This window comes from Thermomonospora umbrina, assembly GCF_003386555.1.
Taxonomy (GTDB): Bacteria; Actinomycetota; Actinomycetes; order Streptosporangiales; family Streptosporangiaceae; genus Thermomonospora; species Thermomonospora umbrina.
The window spans coordinates 7,308,853-7,326,430 of sequence record NZ_QTTT01000001.1 but is presented as its reverse complement, the minus strand read 5'-3'; the positions used below and the strand labels follow the sequence as shown (position 1 = coordinate 7,326,430).

Annotated in this window: 13 protein-coding genes; 4 read left to right on the top strand and 9 right to left on the bottom strand. The window is 72.9% G+C overall.

The features are described from left to right. Positions 1-89: 89 nt before the first annotated feature. Positions 90-980 carry an SDR family NAD(P)-dependent oxidoreductase gene (locus tag DFJ69_RS33285; RefSeq protein ID WP_116026239.1) on the bottom strand — a complete coding sequence of 297 codons (891 nt, stop codon included), beginning with the start codon at positions 978-980 and terminating at the stop codon, positions 90-92. Positions 981-1,114: 134 nt separating this feature from the next. Between DFJ69_RS33285 and DFJ69_RS33280 the strand changes: the two genes are divergently transcribed. The 3 genes from DFJ69_RS33280 to DFJ69_RS33270 are packed head-to-tail and all read left to right on the top strand — an operon-like array spanning position 1,115 to position 4,970. Next, positions 1,115-1,687: a helix-turn-helix transcriptional regulator gene (locus tag DFJ69_RS33280; RefSeq protein WP_116026238.1), complete on the top strand. Its 573-nt coding sequence runs from the start codon at positions 1,115-1,117 to the stop codon at positions 1,685-1,687. Continuing rightward, a complete protein-coding gene (locus DFJ69_RS35140) occupies positions 1,684-3,315 on the top strand; it encodes an adenylate/guanylate cyclase domain-containing protein (protein WP_116027076.1) in 1,632 nt (543 codons plus the stop codon). Before DFJ69_RS33280 ends, DFJ69_RS35140 begins: the two co-directional genes overlap by 4 nt. Positions 3,316-3,344: 29 nt before the next feature. After that, complete coding sequence (locus tag DFJ69_RS33270) at positions 3,345-4,970, top strand: RecQ family ATP-dependent DNA helicase (RefSeq protein ID WP_245974678.1); 1,626 nt, start codon at positions 3,345-3,347, stop codon at positions 4,968-4,970. Positions 4,971-4,995: 25 nt separating this feature from the next. On the opposite strand, the gene DFJ69_RS33265 is transcribed toward DFJ69_RS33270, so the two are convergent. From DFJ69_RS33265 to DFJ69_RS33225, 8 genes are all read right to left on the bottom strand, one after another. Then, on the bottom strand, positions 4,996-6,135 hold the full coding sequence (locus DFJ69_RS33265; RefSeq protein WP_116026236.1) for a DUF2637 domain-containing protein: 1,140 nt from the start codon (positions 6,133-6,135) through the stop codon (positions 4,996-4,998). Between the two features lie 153 nt (positions 6,136-6,288). After that, positions 6,289-7,038 (bottom strand): RlpA-like double-psi beta-barrel domain-containing protein, encoded by a 750-nt coding sequence (locus tag DFJ69_RS33260; protein WP_170177909.1) that lies wholly within the window; start codon positions 7,036-7,038, stop codon positions 6,289-6,291. A gap of 129 nt (positions 7,039-7,167) precedes the next feature. Beyond that, the gene (locus tag DFJ69_RS33250; protein WP_245974677.1) at positions 7,168-7,728 is read right to left on the bottom strand and encodes an AAA family ATPase; all 561 of its coding nucleotides are present in this window, start codon (positions 7,726-7,728) and stop codon (positions 7,168-7,170) included. Between the two features lie 111 nt (positions 7,729-7,839). After that, positions 7,840-8,076 (bottom strand): hypothetical protein, encoded by a 237-nt coding sequence (locus tag DFJ69_RS33245; protein ID WP_116026233.1) that lies wholly within the window; start codon positions 8,074-8,076, stop codon positions 7,840-7,842. Positions 8,077-8,170: 94 nt separating this feature from the next. Next, positions 8,171-8,836, bottom strand: coding sequence for an MBL fold metallo-hydrolase (locus DFJ69_RS33240; RefSeq protein WP_211328901.1), 666 nt, complete (start codon positions 8,834-8,836; stop codon positions 8,171-8,173). Positions 8,837-8,903: 67 nt separating this feature from the next. Further along, the gene (locus DFJ69_RS33235; RefSeq protein ID WP_116026232.1) at positions 8,904-10,502 is read right to left on the bottom strand and encodes an amidase; all 1,599 of its coding nucleotides are present in this window, start codon (positions 10,500-10,502) and stop codon (positions 8,904-8,906) included. Further along, entirely contained in the window at positions 10,484-10,801 is a 318-nt protein-coding gene (locus DFJ69_RS33230) for a hypothetical protein (RefSeq protein ID WP_116026231.1), read from the bottom strand. The genes DFJ69_RS33235 and DFJ69_RS33230 overlap by 19 nt, the downstream gene beginning before the upstream one ends. 84 nt (positions 10,802-10,885) lie before the next feature. Continuing rightward, complete coding sequence (locus DFJ69_RS33225) at positions 10,886-14,350, bottom strand: phosphodiester glycosidase family protein (protein WP_211328900.1); 3,465 nt, start codon at positions 14,348-14,350, stop codon at positions 10,886-10,888. Positions 14,351-14,661: 311 nt separating this feature from the next. On the opposite strand from DFJ69_RS33225, the gene uvrA reads away from it, so the two are divergent. Then, positions 14,662-17,502 carry an excinuclease ABC subunit UvrA gene (uvrA, locus tag DFJ69_RS33220; protein WP_116026230.1) on the top strand — a complete coding sequence of 947 codons (2,841 nt, stop codon included), beginning with the start codon at positions 14,662-14,664 and terminating at the stop codon, positions 17,500-17,502. Positions 17,503-17,578: the final 76 nt, after the last annotated feature.

Below are 17,578 nucleotides of genomic sequence, written 5' to 3'. Positions count from 1 at the left end.
CTCCCGGGGGGTTTGGGGGACCGAATTGTCCCAGTTTGGTGATACCTGATTGACCGCCCGGTCAACCTTCCGGAAGGTGAGCAACCCCCTTACCCCGCGGTGTTCGCCGGGCCCGTCGCCGAGGCCCCCGCCGGGGGCCTCGGCAGCCGGCGGAGGCCGAACGCCGACGCCACGATCCGGTCGCGCGGACCCGCCGGCAGCCGCGACACCACGGCCAGCAGCCGCGCGTCGCGGCCGCAGGTGTAGTGACGCCGGGGCCTGCGGGCCTCGATCGCCTTGATCAGGGTCCGCACGACGCCGTCCACGGGCGCCGGTGACTGGTCCGCGATCGTCCGCTCGATCGCGTCCAGCATCGGTCGGTACATCGCGACCGCCTCCGGGTCGGCCCGACGGAGGGCGATCCGGGCCGCCTCCTCCGCCTTGCCGAAGATCGCCGTCGAGACCGCGCCGGGCCGGACGACGCTCACCGGGATGCCCCACGGGGCCAATTCGAGGCGGGTGGCGTCCGACAGCGACTCCAGCGCCGCCTTGCTCGCCGCGATGGGGCCCAGGCCGGGCGGGGCGGCCAGCGCGCTGGCGGCGCTGACGTTGACGACGCGCCCCCGCCCCTCCCGCAGCAGCGGAAGGAACGCCCGGGTGACGATCGCCGGACCGTGCACGTTGACCTCGAACTGGCGGCGCAGCTCCTCTGGCGGAACGAGCTCCATCGGCCCCTGGACGATCAGCCCGGCGTTGTTGACCACCGCGTGCAGGCCCCGGCCGCCCTGGGCAGCGCGGACCTCGGCGGCGGCCTCGGCGACGCCGGCCGCGTCCGTCACGTCCAGGCGCACCACCCGTACGCCCGGGAGGGACGCCAGGTCGGGCGCGTCGCCGCGCGCTCCGGCGTACACGGTGCGGCCCCGGGCGGAGAGGGCGCGGACGAGCGCCGCGCCGATTCCGCCGGTGGCGCCGGTGATCAGGATGGCCTTGCCCTCTGTCATGGCTGACCTCACATGTTGGCTTGGACATGTATATACAGACATATGGAACCATCCTGTCCGGTGGACATGTCAAGATGTGATGCCGCACTCGTCCGCGCCCGTCCACGCGGATCCGTACCGAGGGGGAGGCCGACATGTCGCTGCGCTACGGCCTGCTCGGCCTGCTCGCCGAGGGACCCGCCAGCGGTTACGACCTGACCAGGCGGTTCGAAGAGGTGCTCGGGCCCGTCTGGCCCGCCGGGCATCCCCAGATCTACGCCGAGCTGGCGCGGCTGTCGGCGGCCGGGCTGATCGAGGTCGACAGCGAGGGCCCCCGCCGGCGCAAGGCGTACCGGATCACCGAGGCCGGGCTCGCCGAGGTCCGCCGATGGCTCGCCACGTCCCGGGTCGACCACACGATGCGGTTCGAGCCGCTGCTGCGCTCGCTGTTCCTGTGGCTGATGGAGCCGGACGACGTGGCGCGCCACCTGGAGAGCGAGGCCGAGTACTACTCCGGCATGGCCGCCCTCTACCGGAGCTTCACCGAGGCCAAGGATCGCGGCGACTTCGGTTACGCGCCCCCCGTCCAGGCCATGCGGATCAGCCTGGAGGCCGGGGTGCGCCTATACGGGGCGCTCGCCGACTGGGCGCGATGGGCCGCCGAACGATCCGAGACGGTGTGGTCCGAGGCCGCGCCGCCGTCCGAGGGGGGCGGACCGACGCCATGACGATCGGCGCGCCCCGCGAGCGGCAGCACGCACCGGCCCCCGAGTCCCCGGACCGCGAGAGCCCCCCTCCCGCCGTGCCGCCGCGCCGGCGGAGCCTGCTCGGGCCGCTGTGGCGGCTGATCGACGGGCCGCCCGACGCGTCCAGGTCCCAGATCGCACGCCGCGCCCGCGCGCTGATCACGGCGGCGACCGGCATCGCCAACCTCGGCGGGGCCCTGGTCGTCCTGCTGTTCACCATGATCGCCGTGCCGACCCCCGAGGCCGGCTCCGAGCGGATGCGCCTGGTCAACCTGATCGTCTTCATCGCCTACGTGGTCGCGGCCGTTCCGGTCGGCCTGGTGCTGGGCGAACGGTTCTTCCGCCGGGTCCGCCGCCTCGTCGAGCAGGAGGACCGCGCCCCCGACAAGCGCGAACGGCTCCTGCTGCTGTACGGGCCGCTGCGGCTGATGGCCGTCCACCTGGCCCTGTGGGGTGTCGGGACGGTCGGGTGGGTGATCATCAACGCCGCGGACTCCGCCCTGGTGGCGTTCAAGGTCGGCACCACCAGCCTGCTGGGCGGCCTGACCACCTGCACGGTCGTCTACCTGTTGACCGAGCGGATCCTGCGGCGGGCCGTCACCACCACGCTGCGCGCGGACATGCCGCGCCGCACCGGGCTGCCCGGCGTGGTCACCCGGTCCATGCTGGCCTGGGCGCTGGGCACCGCGGTGCCCCTCCTCGGCCTGATCGCCCTCGCGGGCGGCGCCTTCGTCCTCGACGGCGCCGACATCGAGGACCTGGCGATCGGCGTCATCGCGTTGGCCTGCATCGCGCTCGTGGTCGGGTTCGGCGTCAGCTACGTGGCCGCCCGCGCGATCGCCGACCCGGTCGAGTCGGTCCGGCTGGCGATGGCCCGGGTCGAGCGCCAGGACCTGGCCGCCGAGGTCCCCGTCTACGACGGCAGCGAGATCGGTCTGCTGCAGGCGGGCTTCAACCACATGGTGGCCGGGCTGCGCGAGCACGAACGGCTCCGCGACCTGTTCGGCCGTCAGGTCGGCGAGGACGTCGCCCGCGTCGCCCTGGAGCGCGGCACCGACCTCGGCGGGGAGATCCGCGAGGTCGCGGTGATCTTCGTGGACCTGATCGGCTCCACCCGGCTGGCCGCCGACCGGCCGCCCACCGAGGTGGTGGCGCTGCTCAACGGCTTCTTCGCCGTGGTGGTCGAGGTGATCGGTCGGCACGGCGGATGGATCAACAAGTTCGAGGGCGACGCCGCGCTGGCGATCTTCGGGGCCCCGGTGGACCTGCCGGACGCGCCGACCCGGGCGCTGCGCGCGGCCCGCGAGTTGGCGGAGCGGCTGCGCGCGGACGTGCCCGAGGTGAGCGCGGCGGTGGGGGTGTCCGCGGGCGAGGCGGTGGCCGGGCACATCGGCGCCGAGGAGCGCTTCGAGTACACCGTGATCGGCGACCCGGTCAACGAGGCCGCCCGGCTCACCGACCTGGCCAAGTCCACCCCCCGGCTGGTGCTGGCCGCCGGGGAGGTCGTCGCGAACGCCGAGCCCGACGAGGCCCGATGCTGGACCCTCGGCGAGGAGGTCACCCTCCGGGGACGCACCCTGACGACCCGACTGGCGACGCCCGCCGAGTAGCCCGTCGTTCCGGGGGAACGGGCCTCGGCGTGAACGCGCTGCGGCTCAAGGAGATCGCCGAGGACACCTTCGGCTGGCCCGGGCTGCGGCCCGGTCAGCAGGAGGCCATGCAGGCCCTCCTGGACGGGCGCGACGTCCTCCTGGTGTCGCCCACCGGCAGCGGCAAGTCGGCCGTCTACCAGGTCCCCGCCCAGCTCCTGCCGGGCCCGACCGTCGTCGTCTCCCCGCTCCTGGCCCTGCAACGGGACCAGGCGGCCTCCCTGCGCGACGTGGACGCCGGCGGGGCGGTCACCGTGGACTCGGTCCAGCCGGAGAGCCGCAGCGAGGAGTCCATGGAGGAGATCAGGACCGGGGACGCGGAGTTCCTGTTCCTGTCGCCGGAGCAGTTGGCCCGGCCCGACGTCGTGGACCGGCTGGCGGCGGCGCGGCCCTCGCTGATCGCGGTGGACGAGGCGCACTGCGTGTCGGCGTGGGGCCACGACTTCCGCCCCGACTACCTGGCGCTCGGCCGGGTGATCGACCGGCTCGGCCACCCGCCCGTCGCGGCGCTGACCGCGACGGCCGCCCCGACGGTGCGCGACGACATCGTGCGGTCCCTGGGCCTGCGGGACGTCCGGCAGGTCGTGCGCGGCTTCGACCGCCCCAACCTGTGGCTGGAGGTCCGCCGCTTCGTCGAGGACGAGGACAAGCGGCGGGCGCTGGTCGAGGACGCCGCCGCGCGCCAGGGCCTGGGCCTGGTGTACGTCGCCACCCGCCGGGACGCAGAGGAGTACGCCGAGCGGCTCAGGGACGCCGGACGCAGGGCCGAGCCGTACCACGCGGGGATGAAGGCCGCCGAACGCCGCCGCGTGCACCGCCTGTTCCGCGAGGACGGGCTCGACGTGGTGGTCGCGACCTCAGCGTTCGGCATGGGCATCGACAAGCCCGACGTCCGCTACGTGCTGCACGCTGCGCCCCCGGAGTCGCCGGACGCCTACTACCAGGAGATCGGTCGGGGCGGCCGGGACGGAAAGCCCGCCGCGGCCGTGCTGTTCTACCGGCCGGAGGATCTGGGCCTCCGGCGGTTCTTCGCCGGTGGGCACGCCGATGAGGAGTCCCTCGGCCGGGTGGCCGAATACGTGCACGACCACGAGGGGACGCTCCGGCGCGCCGAGATCCGGAAGGCTCTGGAGGTCACCCCGGCCGGGCTCGCCAAGGCGGTCAACCTGCTCGCCCGGACCGGGGCCGTCGCCGTCACCGGCAAGGGCGACGTCCGGTACGCCGCCGGCGGCCCGTCACCGGACCGGGCGGTCGAGGGGGCCGTCGAGTTGGACGAGACCCGCCGCGCCATCGAACGGTCGCGGGTGGAGATGATGCGCGGCTACGCCGAGCACACCGGATGCCGCCGCCGCTTCCTGCTGGAGTACTTCGGCGAGCCGTACGAGCACGCCTGCGGCCACTGCGACAACGACCGCGGCGGTGACGCCGAGCCCCGGCAGGACCCGGACGAGGGCCCGTTCCCGCTCCACGCGGACGTCGCGCACGCCGAGTGGGGCGACGGGATCGTGATGCGGCGGGACCCCGATCGCGTGACCGTGCTGTTCGACGAGGTCGGCTACAAGGTCCTGTCGCTCGACGCCGTGGAACGCGACGGCCTCCTCACCCTGCGCGGGTGAGGAGGCCGTCGAGGTCGCGAACGGGTCAGGCGCGCCAGGACTCCACCAGCTCCCGCAGCGCCGTCGGGTCGAACTCGATGCCTCGCTCGACCAGCTCCTGCCGGACCAGGGCCCCGTCGCCCTTGTGCTTGGCCAGCAGGCGGTACACCGCGTACGGGAACCAGTGGTTGTCGCGGATCCGACGGATCTCCGTCTCGTCGCTGAGGTGCCCCTCGGCCCGCACGACGGCGAGCGTGGCGGCGACGTCGCCCTCGTGCCGGTCCAGGGCGCTCATCGCGACGCTGCGCAGGCTCTCGGCGGTGGCGGCGGGGGCCTCGGGCTCCGGCGTCAGGACCGGCTGCTCCAGGGCGTTGGTGTCGAGCCTGCCGTGGCCGTTGACGCCGGCTCGGGCGGCGGCGCCGACGACCGCCAGATGCGGGGCGGGCTCGGGCTCGGGCTCGGCGGCCGGCTCGGGGGCGGGCCGACGAGGCTTGGCGCGCTTGACGGGGGCGGCGGGCGCCTGGGCCGTCGCCTTGGCGGCCCCGGCCTCCTCGGCCTCCTGGCCGGCCTGGGCGCCCCGGGCCGCCCCGCCGGACTCCAGGGCCTTCTCCACCCGGATGCCGCCGACTTGCGGGATCGGCCCCGTGACGCGCATCGGCATCAGGGTGATCTGGTGCAGGGTGACCGGGGCGGCGATGGCGCGCGGCGGCTCGGCGGGGGCGGGCTTGGCGGCCTCCACGTTCTGCGAGACGTAGCGGTGCAGCGTGCGCAGCAGCACGAACAGGCCGAGCATGGACACTATCGGCGGCACGGCGGCGGTCACCTGGTAGGAGAACTCCTGCCGGCCGACATGGCCCACGTTGAAGATGAGGCTCGCCGTCCAGCCGGCCATCGCGATGGTCAGCGGGAGGCAGAAGTCCAGCCAGCTCAGCATGTTCCGGCGGTGTATCACGAAGGCGTCGATCGCCAGCAGGAACAGGCCCAGTTCGCCGACGATGATGAACAGGTCGACCAGCAGCGGGAACGACTCGGCCTTCCACCCCTTGAGCCCGTGCTCCAGGGCCCAGTGGTAGAGGCCGGCGTAGGACTGGGCGAAGCCGCCCGCCGTGGCGGTGAGGACCGCGGTGGCCATGAAGGCCACGGCGCCCCAGCGGGTCCAGGCCTGTGCGCGACTGTCGGCGATCATGTGGCGTGATCTCCCAAGTGTGAATCCTCAAGCATGCAGCGTGATCTGTCGGAGACTATCGCTCTCGATGGGCCTCGCGTGCCGTTCCTTGTCACGTTATCCGCACAGTTACCAGGAGAGAGTCGAAAATAGGACGTATAGGCATTTTGATGGTTATTCAAGGCCCAGGACGGCGTCGTTGAGCGTGGTGTAGAACGGCGACCCGGTGAAGTCCGGACCGGTCTCCTCGCCGATATAGACGTCCGCGTGGTGCTCGCCCCCGTAGCCCGGCGCGAACACGTCCACCACCTTCCATCGGGCCTCGCGGAAGCGCCGGCAGGTGGCCGTGGGAACGGGTCGCCTCCCCCAGCCCCTGCCGCACTCGGTGATGACGAACCGCGAGCCCCGTTCGAGCACCGTGCGGTCGGCGGCGGCGGTGACCCAGGGACGCAGCGGCTTGTTGGTGGCGTCTCGGGCGATGTCGTCCAGCCAGAAGTGGCCGATGCGCCGCGACCAGGTCAGATAGCGGCCCTTGTGGCGGCCGCTGGTGATGCGCCCGGCCCCCTCGGTCCGCACGGCGTCGACGAAGCCCTTCGGATAGGCGCCGAGGTCTATGGTCGGCTTCCCGCATCCGGAGCGCAGGCAGCCCTTGACCCGTTCGCGGGAGCCGCCGTGGAACGACTCGACCGCCGTGTAATAGACGGTGACGCGCCAGCCCGGAGAGAACTTGGTGGGCCTCGCGGCGGCGACGCTCCGCTCGGGGCTCGCGGTGGGGGGCGGAAGGGGCGTCGCCATCGTGGTCGGCGGTGGGGGAGCCGTCGGGGGAGCGATCGAGGACGACGCCTGGGAGGACGCGCCCCCGCACCCCGCCAGCGCCGCGCACAGCCCCGCCATCGCCGCGACGACCCTCGGGCTCGGCCGCATCCCGGTCCCCTCTCCGGCCGCCCTCACCGTGGGGCGGCCCGGACCAGGATGCCTGCTCCGGCGACTCCGTTCACGCGACTTCGGCGACACCTTCCGGTGCGGCCGGGCCGCAACCGTACGGCGAGGCCGTCAGCGGTGACCCGGCTGCACGGGCTCGCACCGGCCGAACCGGATGGCGGTCAGCCGGTCGGCGGCGGCGCGGTCCAGGATCGTGACGGTGTCGGCGGGCGGCACCGCCCCCCGCCGGGCCTTGGCCATCAGCCGGTCCCAGCGGCGGACGTGCCGGCGGAACGTGGTGGTGGTGAGCACCCGGCCGCGCGAGACCTGCCCCGCCCGCGCGGTCCCGGGCGGCACGTCGAGCAGGACCAGGTGCAGCGTCGTCCCGGTGCGCCTGGCCAGCCAGGCGAACCCGTACAGCAGGTGCGGCCAGGTGCCCCGGGTGTGGGCGACCACCGCGTGGCCGCCCATCAGCATCCGGGCGATGCGCCAGACGTGGGTGACGTAGACGAACGGGATGTGCGCGCGGGGCGGCAGCGGGCCCAGACGGCGGGCCCACCGGTTGCGCGCCTGCCGCGAGTCGATCACCCGGGCGTTCCCGTCGGGCACCGGCCACAGCTCGGCGCCGCTCATCCCGTAGAGCCGGTCGAGCAGAGTGCTCTTGCCCGCGCCGGGAAGGCCCGCCAGCAACACCAGCGACCGCGCCGGGAAGCACAGGACGTGCTCGGCGGGCCGCTCGGCGTCGGGCGGCTCTTCCAGTACGGGAACCTCGTCACGCTCGGGGATGTGCCCATCTCCTGTCCGCTAGGGAGGGATCATCCACGATATGCGGTCGGCGGGCGGGATCGGCCGATATCCGGTGGCAAGGGCGTCGTTGCCGGGCGTGGTGCGGTCGGCGGGGCCTCCGTGAGCCCGGCCCGGCGGCGCGGTCGGCGCAGCGGCCCCGGCGCCCACCAGTCGGCCTCCCCCGGCGAGCCGCAGGAAGGCGGGCATCGGCGCCGCGCGGATCAGGGTGGCGTCCACGGCCACGGCGGTCCCCATGGTGATCTCGGTGGAGGGCGCCGAGCGCTCCGCCGCGCCCGGCGAGCTCAAGACGGTGCTGGGGGGCCACCCGGCCCCGGTCATCGGCTGACCGTCACCAGCCGCGTTCGCGCCACTCCGGCAGACTCGGGCGCTCCTTGCCGAGCGTGGAGTCCTTGCCGTGCCCCGGGTAGAACCAGGTGGCGTCCGGCAGCCGGGCGAACACCCGCTCCTCCACGTCCGATAGCAGTTGGGCGAACAGGGCGGGGTCGCCCCAGGTGTTGCCGACGCCGCCGGGGAACAGGCTGTCGCCGGTGAACAGGTGCGGGGTGTCGGCGAGTCGGCCGCCCGCGTCGTACAGCAGCGCGATCGAGCCTGGTGTGTGACCCCGCAGGTGGATCACCTCCAGCTCGGCCTCCCCGACCCGTACCCGGTCGCCGTGCTCGAGCGGCGCCGTCACCGGCTCGGGCAGGCTCTCGGCGTCGAACGGGTGCGCCGACACGGGCGCCCCCGTGGCCTGGACCACGGGGCTGAGCGCCTCCCAGTGGTCCTGGTGGCGGTGCGTGGTGACGACGCCGCCCAGCGGGCCGTCGCCGATCAGCTCCAGCAGGCGCGCGGGCTCGTTGGCCGCGTCCACCAGGAGCTGCTCGCCGGTGACGGCGCAGCGCAGCAGGTAGGCGTTGTTGTCGTACGGCCCGACCGCCACCTTGGTGACCGTGAGACCGGGGAGCTCCCGCACATCGGGACGACCGCCGACCTGGACATCTCCGGTGTAGCTCATGGCGCCATCCTTCACCATCGCCGCACCGCCGCACGACCCCTCTCGGAACAGCCGGGTCCGGCCGGGGCTAGGCGCTCGTCTCGGCGGCCGTCACCGCGTCGATCCGCGGCGGCGCCGAGCGCGCCGCCGCGACGGCGGGGGACGGGTCGGCCGGCCGACGCCAGTGCCAGTCGGTGACGGCCTGGTAGGCGGCCGCGACCTCCAGCAGCCGGTCCTCCTCGTACGGGCCGCCGCCCAGGATCGTGCCGACGGGCACCCCGGCCGACGTGAAGCCGATCGGGAACCCGATCTCCGGGAGCCCGAGGATGTCGAACGGCACGGGACCGGTCTGCAGCACCACGTCGGCTTTCTCCAGCACCCCGTCGAGCACTTCCCCGAGCAGGTGCGCCTTGGCCCGCTGCGCCGTGATCCACTCGTCGCCCGAGAGCATCAGGCCGCCCAACCAGCTCAGGACGGAGACGCCGAAGAGCCTCAGGTCCTTCTGGAGGAAGGGCCGGAACGGCTCGGTGCGCTCGGCCAGCCGGGCGTCGTTGAACGCCCCGGTCAGCAGCCCCCAGTCGGCCGGGTGGGCGACGTCGACCAGCCGGACGCCGGGGATCTTCCCCAGGGTCGTCAGGAAGTCCCGTCGCAACGCCAGGACCTGGGTGTTCGACGTGGTCAGGTAGTCCTCCGGGACGCCGACGCGGGTGGCGCGCCGCAGCGCCGGCCGGCCGCCCCGTCGGACCGGCGTGGCGGCGCGCACCAGGTCGGGCACCCGGGGCAGCCCCAGGGTGCGCGGGTCGCGGGGGTCGGGTCCGGCCATCACCGACAGCATGATCGCCGCGTCCATCGCGTCCCTGGCCAGCGGTCCGGGATGGTCGCGGGTGAAGGACAGCGGGACGATCCCGTAGATCGAGGCGCGGCCCATCGTCGGCTTGAGCCCGGTGAGGTTCTGCTGGTTGCTCGGCAGCACGATGCTGCCGCCGGTCTGGGTGCCGATCGAGGACGCCGCCAGCCGCCCGGCGACCGCCGTGGCGGGCCCGGTCGACGAGCCGCCGGGGTCGACGGCCGGGTTCGCCGGCGTCCAGGCGTTCACCGTGGTGATCCGCCCGTCCGGGGTGGTCGCCCGGGTGGTGGCCAGCGGGCCCATCTGCCCCTTGCCCAGCACGATCGCGCCGGCCCCGGTGAGCCGCGCCACCACCGTCGCGTCGTGGTCGGGCACGAAGGTCTCGAAGATGAACGAGTTGGCGGTGGTGCGGACCCCGGCGGTGAAGACGTTGTCCTTGATGATCAGCGGGAGACCCGACAGCGGTCCCGTGCGCAGCCGGTCGGCCCGCCGGGCCGCGGCCAGGGCACGGTCGGCGAGCACGGTGACGTACGCCTGGTAGGCGGAGTCGTGCTTCGCGATCCGGTCGAGGTAGGCCCGGGTCAGCTCGACCGACGTGAGCCTGCGCCCGCGCAGCAGCGTGGCGGCCTCCGCGAGGGTCGCCTCGGCCGGGTCGTCCAGGGCCGCCTTGCGGACGGGCACGTCGGGCATCCGCAGGGCCGGCGGGCGCGTCGCGCGGGCCGGACCGGTGGGCAGGGCGGTCACGGCGGCGGTCGTCGCGGTGACCGCGCCGGTGCGGGCCAGGAACAGGCGGCGCGACACCGTGCGGCTCATCGGGCGCGTCACCGGGAGTCCGTCCATGCCTCGGTGATCGACGGGTATTCCAGCGGGGCCGCGAGCTGCTGGGCCAGCTCGGGGCTCGCCGCCGGGGGCCGCCAGGAGTTCAGCGCGGCCGGACGCCCCCCGGCGCGTCGCCCGTCGACCTTCGGGCCGGCCAGGAAGGTGCGCAGGTACTCCATGGCCTGCTCGCGCGTCGGCGATCCGGTCCGGGGGTCCGGAGACTCCGGAAGCTGCTCCAGATTCACGCCGGCCAGTGCCAGCCGTGCCCTGATCAGGGTGTTCAGTTCCTCGTCCGTCATGATCGCGAGGAAATCGGACATCCATTTCCGGGGTATTACGGTCGTGTCGTTCGTAGGTAACGGAAAGGCCCGCCGGGGGGAAACCCCGACGGGCCCACACCGGGGTCAGGCCGCGGGACGTTCCTCCTTGGTCAGGGTGATCGTGGCCCGTCGGGCGGTCCCGTTCACCGTCACCGACAGCGTGATCGTGCCGTCGCGCCGGGCCTTGAGGGTCCCGGTCGCCGGGTCGAACACGGCGACGTGCCACGGCCGCGCGTCGTCGGGATCACCGATGTGGACGCTCGGCGACGCGCTCCAATCGGCGCTCATCGGATACGCGAGCGGCAGATCCCGGCCGTGCTGCCGCAGCGTGGCCGTCACCCGCGCGCTCCCGCCGGGGGCCAGCCGCTCGGGCGCGTCCACGGTCAGCTCGTCCACGTGCGGGCGCACCTCGGCGTGCAGCCACCGCGCGGACCGCCGGAACGGCGAGTGCCGGTCGCGCTCGGCGGCCTCCCGCGTCAACGGGTCGACGCCGAACATGGTCCAGCCGGTGAAGCCGCCGTCGGCGGCCCCGGCGGCCGGGTTCTTGCCCGAGTCGCCGTTGATGAAGTGGTGCACCCCGTCGACGCGCGAGGCGTTGAACACGCCCACATGCGCGTTCACCACCGCCGCGCCCTTGCCGGTGGCCGTCCGGAAGTCCGCCAGCCAGCCCTCGATCAGCGCCGCCTCCTTGCGGTCGGCGAGCCGGCTGTTCTTGCTCGGCAGCGGGTCGCGCGACGGATGGTGGCCGAAGACCGTCACCGAGCCGATCGACGCGTCGCCGCGGGCGTCGTCCAGCGCCCTCCTGAGCATCCGGAGCTGCTCGAACGAGCTGGTCCGGTACGTGCCCGTGGAGGAGTCCAGCAGCACGAACCGGGTGCCCTTGTGGTCGAACGTCCGGAACGGCTCGCCGAACACCTTCCGGAAGTTCGCGATGTTCCCCGGCCCGTAGATCTCGTGGTTGCCCGGCACGTAGTGGTACGGCAGCGCGCCGCCCAGCTCCTCGTCGAGGATCTTCTTGGCCAGTGCGAAGTCGGCCTCGTACCCGGTGTCCACGAAGTCCCCGTTGATCACCAGGAAGTCGGGCTCGGCGGCCTTCACCTCCCGCAGCGTGCGCCGGGCCCGTTCGACGTACGCGCTGTCGGGGTCGGCGGCCACGAACTGGGCGTCCGACAGCACCGCGAAGCGCCACTTGCGGCCGTTCACCGTGCCGTCCTGGACGACGAGCGGGTCGGGGGTCCGGGGAGCGGGCGGCGGGGTCTCCACCGACGGCGGCACCTTGGCCACGATGTCGTCGATCAGGACCTCGCCCGTGTACTGGCGGTTCGCCGCCGTCTCGATCGTGTAGAAGCGGTTGACCCTGATCGGGTACGCCACCGAGGACGGCACCGCCATCTCGACATAACGCCAGCCCTCCCAGCGGATGTACGGCCCGTACAGGGAGTACGACTGGTTGTTGGCGTCGGTGATCGTGAACGCCGTCCACTCGCCCTTGTTGTGCCCGTACACCCACGCGCCGAGCGCCTGCGGCTGACCCTGCACCTGGATGGGCTCCGGCGGGTAGGCGTACGCGGTGCGCGTCGCCGTGGACTTGGTGAAGTCGTACGACAGGCGCAGCCCCGGACCGGTGCGGCCGTCGGAGACCGGCTCGACGTCGCCGGACGCCCGCGCCGTCCCGAACCTCCAGCGGTCGCCGTCGTCGAACGTCGCGATGGTCCGCTGCTCCAGGCCCACGCTGATCGGCAGGGCGGTCCGGCGTCCCTTGACCTCGATGGTCACCAGCGTCGAGCCGGACGTCTTGAGGGGCTTGACCGCGAAGGTCCCGCCCTCTCCCGGTGTGATCTCCAGCAGCGTCGTGTCGTACGTCAGCCTCGCGTCCGCGGGCTCGACGGGCGCGGTGAAGCCGTCCGCGTCGAATCCGACGACCCCGAACGCGCCGGTCGTCTGATCGTTGGGGATCGTCACGCGGTCGACGGTCGCCCCGACGCGGGTGAGCGCGCCCAGGACGGTCAGCTTGACCCGCCCCTTGGCCGCGCCCCGCGAGGCCACCACCGTGACGTCGCCTGGCCGGCGTGCCCGGAACGTTCCATCATCGTCCACGGACCCTTGGGGACCCGTCACCGTCCAACGTGGGGTGCCCTTCGCGGGGCCGTGGGACTCGTCGTGCCCGGTGGCCACCAACTCGCGGGTCAGCCCCGGGAAGACCCGGTCGGGCCGCCCGCCGCGCGTCGGCCCCACCCCGGGGGCCTGCGCCGGGTCGGCGGCCGGCTCCACCCAGAAGCCGGTCAGCCTGCCGCTGCCGTTGGAGAACAGCCCGATCCCGTTGGGGGTCGGGCGCTCACCGCCGTCCGAAGGCCGGTTCTCGATCCGGCCCCGGCCTTGACCTGGCTTGCGGGCCAGCATCGTCGAGGAGCCGCCGCCGTCCAGGTTCAGCGCGTTGTGCGCCCCGGCCTCCTTCATCAGGCCGGCCAACTCGGTCAGCGTCACGCCGCGGCTGTCGATCTGGCGGCCGTCGACCGTCATCAGGAACATCCGCCGGCCGTCGGCGGAGAACCCGACCGCCGTGCGGGGGTGCTCGGCCGGGTCGGTGATCGCCGGGATCTCCCCGTCCTTGACGAGGGTCTGGTTGCCGCCGACGGCGAACGCGGCGGGCTTGACGGACGAGCGCGGCGCGTACGTCAACGACACCGCGTCGCCCGCCTTGAGCGTGCGGAGCAGATCGCCGCCGCCCTCCCGGCCGACGAGCACGAACCCGTTCGCGGGGATCCCCCCGGCTCCCGGGGCGTCGCGGACCTCGGCGACCTTGCCGTCCACGACGAGGACCTCGGCCATCCGCTGCGCGCCCTGGGCCAGCGACCGGCCCCGGCCGCCCGTGCCCCACAACGAGGTGAAGGCGCCGATGCCGTCCTTCTGGATGAAGTGCGCGTTGAACTGGTCCAGGCGCGCCTTGCGGTCGCCCGGCAACGTGACCTCGCCCTCCAGCAGCATTTGGGCGATCTGGCCGAGCCCCTCGGCGGACACCCCGGCGGTGTTGGTGGACCAGCCGGGCGTGGCCGACTTCACCAGTCTGCCGTCCTTCACGGCCGCGCCGTTGGGGGCGCCGGTGTTGTTGATGTCGAAGAAGTCCCCGTTCACCCCCGCGATGGCGCCCGCCCGGTCGGCCTGCCCGGACAGCGGCTCCACGGCCGAGACCGGGCCCGGCGAGAGGTACCCGGCGCGGACCTTGCCGCCGCCGAGGTCCACCGACAGCAGATCGGCGCGCAGCCAGCCCTTGCCGTCCAGGCGGTCGAACGAGGTGAGCGTGGTGCCGGGGGCGACCGGCCGCGTCCGCCGGTCGGTCTCCAACGGTCGGTCGGCGGTGCTCCCGGGAGCGGCCAGCATCAGCCTATTGAGGTCATGCAGGCCCGGGGCCGCCGGATCGGCCGGAACCAGGGGCGGTGCGGTGCCCCCGGGCCCGGGGGGCCCGGCCAGTGCGGGCAGCGCCGTACCGGCGACCAGGACCGATGCCAGGCCCAGGACGACCGCCGGTCGGGCGATGCGTCGATATGACACGAGTCGACTCCTTGCGTGCTCGGGGCGGGTTCGCTGTCCGAAAAACCCACCCCAGGCAACTCAAGCCATGAAGCCCGCAGGGGGAGCGGAGGTGACGGGCCCGCCAACCCGGTCGGAACGATCACTTGACCCCCACCGGGCACAGCGGGACCACGTGTCCCGGTGGCGGGAGATCTTCGAACACGTGTACGGTTCTGAGCACGCAGCCGGTCGCCGGGCCGCGCCGCCTCGGGCGGACTATTTCACCGGCGACCGCGGTTAGCCTGAAGTCGACTTTCTGTCACCAGGCCCTAGGGGAGCCGAGTACCACCGTGCATGACCGACTCATCGTGCGTGGAGCACGCGAGCACAATCTCAAGGACGTCTCGCTGGACCTGCCGCGGGACGCCCTGATCGTGTTCACCGGGCTGTCCGGGTCCGGCAAGTCCAGCCTGGCGTTCGACACGATCTTCGCCGAGGGCCAGCGCCGCTACGTGGAGTCGCTGTCGGCCTACGCCCGCCAGTTCCTCGGCCAGATGGACAAGCCGGACGTGGACTTCATCGAGGGCCTGTCCCCGGCGGTGTCCATCGACCAGAAGTCCACCTCCAAGAACCCCCGCTCCACCGTCGGCACCATCACCGAGGTCTACGACTACCTGCGGCTGCTGTACGCCCGGATCGGCCATCCGCACTGTCCGGTGTGCGGCCGCCCGATCAGCCGGCAGTCCCCGCAGCAGATCGTCGACCGGGTGCTGGAGCTGGAGGCCGGCACCCGCTTCCAGGTGCTCGCGCCGGTGATCCGCGGTCGCAAGGGCGAGTATCTGGAGCTGTTCCGCGAGCTGCAGTCCAAGGGCTACTCGCGGGCCCTGGTCGACGGCACCATGATCCGCCTCGACGAGCCGCCGAAGCTCAAGAAGCAGGAGAAGCACGACATCTCCGTGGTGGTCGACCGGCTGTCGGTGAAGGACTCCGCCCGCCAGCGGCTCGCCGACTCCGTCGAGACCGCCCTCGGGCTGGCCGGCGGCACCATCGTGCTCGACTTCGTCGACCTCCCCGAGGACGACGAGCACCGCACCCGGATGTACTCCGAGCACCTGTACTGCCCGTACGACGACCTGTCGTTCGACGAGCTGGAGCCGCGCTCCTTCTCGTTCAACTCCCCGTACGGCGCGTGCCCCGACTGCACCGGCCTGGGCACCCGGATGGAGGTCGACCCCGAGCTGGTCGTCCCCGACCCGGAGAAGACCCTCGGCGAGGGCGCCATCCAGCCCTGGTCCAACGGGCACGTCAGCGAGTACTTCCTGCGGCTGGTGTCGGCCCTCGGCGACGCGATGGGCTTCGACCTGAACACCCCGTGGGAGAAGCTGCCCGCCAAGGCCCGCAAGGCGATCCTGCACGGGCACGAGACCCAGGTCCACGTCAGTTACAAGAACCGTTACGGCCGCACCCGCTCGTACTACACCGCCTACGAGGGCGCGATCGGGTACATCCAGCGGCGGCACGCCGAGTCCGAGAGCGACGCCACGCGGGAGAAGTTCGAGGGCTACATGCGGGAGATCCCGTGCCCCACCTGCAAGGGGGCACGGCTCAAGCCCGTCATCCTGGCGGTCACCATGGGCGGTCGGTCGATCGCCGAGGTCGCCTCCATGCCGATCGGCGAGTGCGCCGAGTTCCTGCGGTCGCTGGAGCTGGACGACCGCGAGGCGCACATCGCCGCCCGGGTCCTCAAGGAGGTCAACGCCCGGCTCGGCTTCCTGCTGGACGTCGGCCTGGACTACCTCACCCTCGACCGGGCCTCGGCCACCCTGGCCGGCGGCGAGGCCCAGCGGATCCGGCTGGCCACCCAGATCGGCTCCGGTCTGGTCGGCGTCCTGTACGTGCTGGACGAGCCGTCCATCGGGCTGCACCAGCGCGACAACCACCGGCTGCTGGAGACCCTGGTCCGGCTGCGCGACATGGGCAACACGCTGATCGTCGTCGAGCACGACGAGGACACCATCGACGCCGCCGACTGGGTGGTCGACATCGGGCCCGGCGCGGGCGAGCACGGCGGCCAGATCGTCGTGTCCGGCACCGTGGCCGACCTGAAGTCCTCGCCGAGGTCGCTGACCGGCGCGTACCTGTCGGGTCGCCGCGCGATCGCCGTCCCGAAGATCCGCCGGCCGCTGACCAGGGGCCGCGAGATCGTCGTCAAGGGCGCCCAGCAGAACAACCTCGAGAACGTGGACGTGGCGTTCCCGCTCGGGGTGTTCACCGCCGTCACCGGGGTGTCCGGTTCGGGCAAGTCCACGCTGGTCAACGACATCCTCTACAACGCGCTGGCCAAGCAGCTCCACGGGGCGCGCACCGTCCCGGGCCGGCACCGGCGCATCAACGGGATCGACCAGCTCGACAAGGTCGTGCACGTCGACCAGTCGCCGATCGGCCGCACGCCCCGGTCCAACCCGGCCACCTACACGGGCGTGTTCGACCACATCCGCAAGCTGTTCGCGGCCACCACCGAGGCCAAGGTGCGCGGCTACCAGCCCGGCCGGTTCTCCTTCAACGTCAAGGGCGGACGCTGCGAGAACTGCGCGGGCGACGGCACCATCAAGATCGAGATGAACTTCCTGCCGGACGTCTACGTGCCCTGCGAGGTCTGCCACGGCGCCCGCTACAACCGGGACACCCTGGAGGTCCACTACAAGGGCAGGACGATCGCCGAGGTCCTCGACATGCCGATCGAGGAGGCCGCCCGCTTCTTCGAGCCGATCACCGCGATCCACCGGCACCTGGCCACCCTCAACGACGTCGGCCTCGGCTACGTCCGACTCGGCCAGCCCGCGCCGACCCTGTCCGGCGGCGAGGCCCAGCGCGTCAAGCTGGCCGCCGAGCTGCAGCGCCGCTCCACCGGCCGGACCATCTACGTGCTGGACGAGCCGACCACCGGCCTGCACTTCGAGGACATCCGCAAGCTCCTCGGGGTGCTCAACGGCCTGGTCGACAAGGGCAACACGGTGGTGGTCATCGAGCACAACCTGGACGTGATCAAGACCGCCGACTGGATCATCGACATGGGGCCCGAGGGCGGCTCGCGCGGCGGGACCCTGGTCGCCGCCGGGACCCCGGAGGACGTCGCCGCCGTGGAGGCCAGCCACACCGGCCGGTTCCTGGCCAAGCTGCTCGACGACTGACCGCGCCGGCCGCTTCCGGCCGGTTCCGGTCGGTAACGGCCCTTTCTCCGCGACCCGGCGGACATCCGCCCCCGCA